This window comes from Neisseria sp. P0009.S007 (assembly GCF_051962515.1).
This window is the reverse complement of sequence record NZ_JBQCVF010000109.1, coordinates 4,441-6,886: the sequence shown is the minus strand read 5'-3', so window position 1 is coordinate 6,886 and position 2,446 is coordinate 4,441. Positions and strand designations below refer to the sequence as shown.

The 2,446-nt window shown below is 47.7% G+C and carries 5 protein-coding genes; all 5 read right to left on the bottom strand.

Translation table 11 applies throughout. The features are described 5' to 3' along the window. Entirely contained in the window at window positions 1-366 is a 366-nt protein-coding gene (gene rplS / locus ACTHS3_RS09545) for a 50S ribosomal protein L19 (RefSeq protein WP_003679470.1), read from the bottom strand. A gap of 14 nt (window positions 367-380) precedes the next feature. Continuing rightward, window positions 381-1,130 carry a tRNA (guanosine(37)-N1)-methyltransferase TrmD gene (trmD, locus tag ACTHS3_RS09540; protein ID WP_004519639.1) on the bottom strand — a complete coding sequence of 250 codons (750 nt, stop codon included), beginning with the start codon at window positions 1,128-1,130 and terminating at the stop codon, window positions 381-383. Next, on the bottom strand, window positions 1,130-1,639 hold the full coding sequence (gene rimM, locus ACTHS3_RS09535) for a ribosome maturation factor RimM (protein WP_070625118.1): 510 nt from the start codon (window positions 1,637-1,639) through the stop codon (window positions 1,130-1,132). The genes trmD and rimM overlap by 1 nt, the downstream gene beginning before the upstream one ends. Before the next feature lie 15 nt (window positions 1,640-1,654). Next, on the bottom strand, window positions 1,655-1,903 hold the full coding sequence (rpsP, locus tag ACTHS3_RS09530) for a 30S ribosomal protein S16 (RefSeq protein ID WP_003684452.1): 249 nt from the start codon (window positions 1,901-1,903) through the stop codon (window positions 1,655-1,657). 75 nt (window positions 1,904-1,978) lie between these two features. Beyond that, window positions 1,979-2,446, bottom strand: a 468-nt coding sequence (locus tag ACTHS3_RS09525) for an N-acetyltransferase family protein (protein WP_440367819.1), incomplete at its 5' end; no start/stop codon positions are given.

Genomic DNA, 2,446 nt, shown 5'->3' with positions numbered 1-2,446 from the left:
TTAACCTTTGCGAGCAGGCAATTTTTCTTTAATGCGAGCTGCTTTACCGGTCAGGCCGCGCAAGTAGTACAGTTTGGCGCGACGTACGTCACCACGGCGTTTAACTTCGATTTTTTCTACGGTAGGAGAGTACAGTTGGAAAGTACGTTCTACACCTTCGCCGCTAGAGATTTTGCGAACGATGAAGTTGCTGTTCAGGCCACGGTTGCGGCGAGCGATAACAACACCTTCGTATGCTTGCAGACGGCTGCGAGAACCCTCAACTACGCGTACAGATACGACAACGGTGTCGCCTGGAGCGAATTCAGGGATTTCTTTGTTCAAGCGAGCGATTTCTTCTTGCTCTAATTGTTGAATCAAGTTCATTTGTTTTTCCTAAGTTATGATTGGATTTCCTGTTGCTCTTGCAAGATTTCTTTTAAGAGGCGGGATTCCTTTGGGATTAAACTGCGCTTTTCCAATAAATCGGGTCGGCGCTCTAAAGTGCGTCGCAGTGATTGTTTCAATCGCCACTCGGCAATCAAGCCATGATTCCCTGAGCGTAAGACATCAGGAACTGTCATGCCTTGGAATTCTACGGGTTTGGTGTAATGAGGACAGTCTAAAAGGCCGTCTGAAAACGAGTCTTGTTCGGCTGACTGTATATCGCCCAATACGCCCGGAACCAATCTTAAGACAGCATCCATCAACATCATGGCGGGTAATTCGCCACCTGAGACGACAAAGTCGCCAATGCTGATTTCTTCGTCCACACTGCTTTGCAATAGTCTTTCATCTATGCCTTCATAGCGTCCGCATAGAAGAATAAGATGGGGCAGTTCGGCAAGATCTGCGGCCTTTTTATGTGTCAGCGACTGACCTTGCGGACTGAGATAAATTACTTTGGCAGGTTTTTGCGAGTTTGCTTTGGCTTCTTCAATTGCTGCTTGAAGCGGCGGCGCCATCATAATCATTCCCGGACCACCTCCGAAGGGGCGATCATCGATATAGCCAAGTTTGTTGTCGGCAAATTTTCGGGGATTAACGGCTTGAAATTGCCAAAGGTTTTGTTTTCTTGCCCTGCCTGTAACACCATATTCGACAATGCTGTCGAACATCTCTGGAAAAATGGTGATGGCTTGAATCAGCATCAGTAATCCAAACCCCAGTCGGCGATAATAGTTTTGCTGTCGGTATTGACAGATTCGATATAGTTGGAGACGAAGGGAATCAGGATTTGTCCGTGTTTGCCTTTAATCATCAAAACATCATTCGCGCCGGTTTCCATCAGGTTACTGACTTTGCCGAGGACAATGTTTTCTTTATTGATGACGGTCATGCCGACTAAATCTGCCCAGTAGTATTCGTCTTCTTCAGTAGGGGCGAATGACTCTCTGGGAATTTCGATGGTATAGCCGCGCAAGGCAAATGCTTGATCGCGATCGTCTATACCTTCAAATTTGACCTGAAGTTCGCCATTGACAATTTTACCTGCCTCAAGCACAACATTCAGGGTTTTGCCATCCTTGCACAACTGCCACTCTGGGTAGTCCAGCAGACTGTCGGTATATTCGGTATTGGCGGCAATTTTAAGCCAGCCTTTAATGCCGAACACACCTTTGATGTAGCCCATGGCTACCCGTGTTTGAGTGTCTGTCATGGTCGTTTCAGCTGATTAAGCAGCGATTTTTTGCTCTTTAATCAGTTTGGCAACTGCGTCGCTAACTTTCGCACCTTGAGCAACCCAGTGGTTGATGCGGTCTGCGTCGAAACGTACACGTTCTTGTTTTTCGTTGGCAACGGGGTTGTAGAAACCTACGCGCTCGATGAAGCGGCCGTCACGACGGTTGCGAGAGTCAGTTACGACTACGTTGAAGAAAGGGCGGTGTTTTGAGCCGCCGCGAGCCAAACGGATAACTACCATTTTGAGTCCTTTTGAAAAATGCGGATATATAGAAACCGCTAATTTTAGGATATTTTACACGGGTTATGCAAGTTTTTATTTGTTTTTGTTGCTGTTTTGCCATTCGTTCAAATCGAGGCTTGCTTGATACAGGCCGCGGTCGGTTTCCGATGGAGTGACGGTAAATCCTGATTTTTCAGCGAGTTTGAGCATCGGTGTGTTTTCTTTGAGGATTTCCGCATTCATGATTTGATAACCTTGCTGTGTGGCAGTTTGGATAATGAGGCTTATCATTTTGCCGGCCAAGCCGGTTTTGCGTGTTTCAGGTGCTAAAGTAATGCCGAACTCGCACTCATTACGATTGATGCGGCTGTAACGGCTAACTGCGACGATACGACCGTCTGAAGCGAAGGCTACCCACGCGCATTCGGCATGGAAATCGAGACGGGTCAGCCGTGCGAGTGTCGGCGGCGGCAACTCGTTGGTATGGGTCATGAAGCGCGTATAGCGGTCGGCCGCGGGTAATTGGCGGACAAATTTTTGTTTGGCTTCGGCATCTTCAGG

What these genes read in the sequence shown, in the direction of transcription:
- rpsP (WP_003684452.1), bottom strand. Translation starts at nt 1,903, where the DNA reads ATGGTAGTTATCCGTTTGGCTCGCGGCGGCTCAAAACACCGCCCTTTC.
- trmD (WP_004519639.1), bottom strand. Translation starts at nt 1,130, where the DNA reads ATGCTGATTCAAGCCATCACCATTTTTCCAGAGATGTTCGACAGCATT.
- rimM (WP_070625118.1), bottom strand. Translation starts at nt 1,639, where the DNA reads ATGACAGACACTCAAACACGGGTAGCCATGGGCTACATCAAAGGTGTG.
- rplS (WP_003679470.1), bottom strand. Translation starts at nt 366, where the DNA reads ATGAACTTGATTCAACAATTAGAGCAAGAAGAAATCGCTCGCTTGAAC.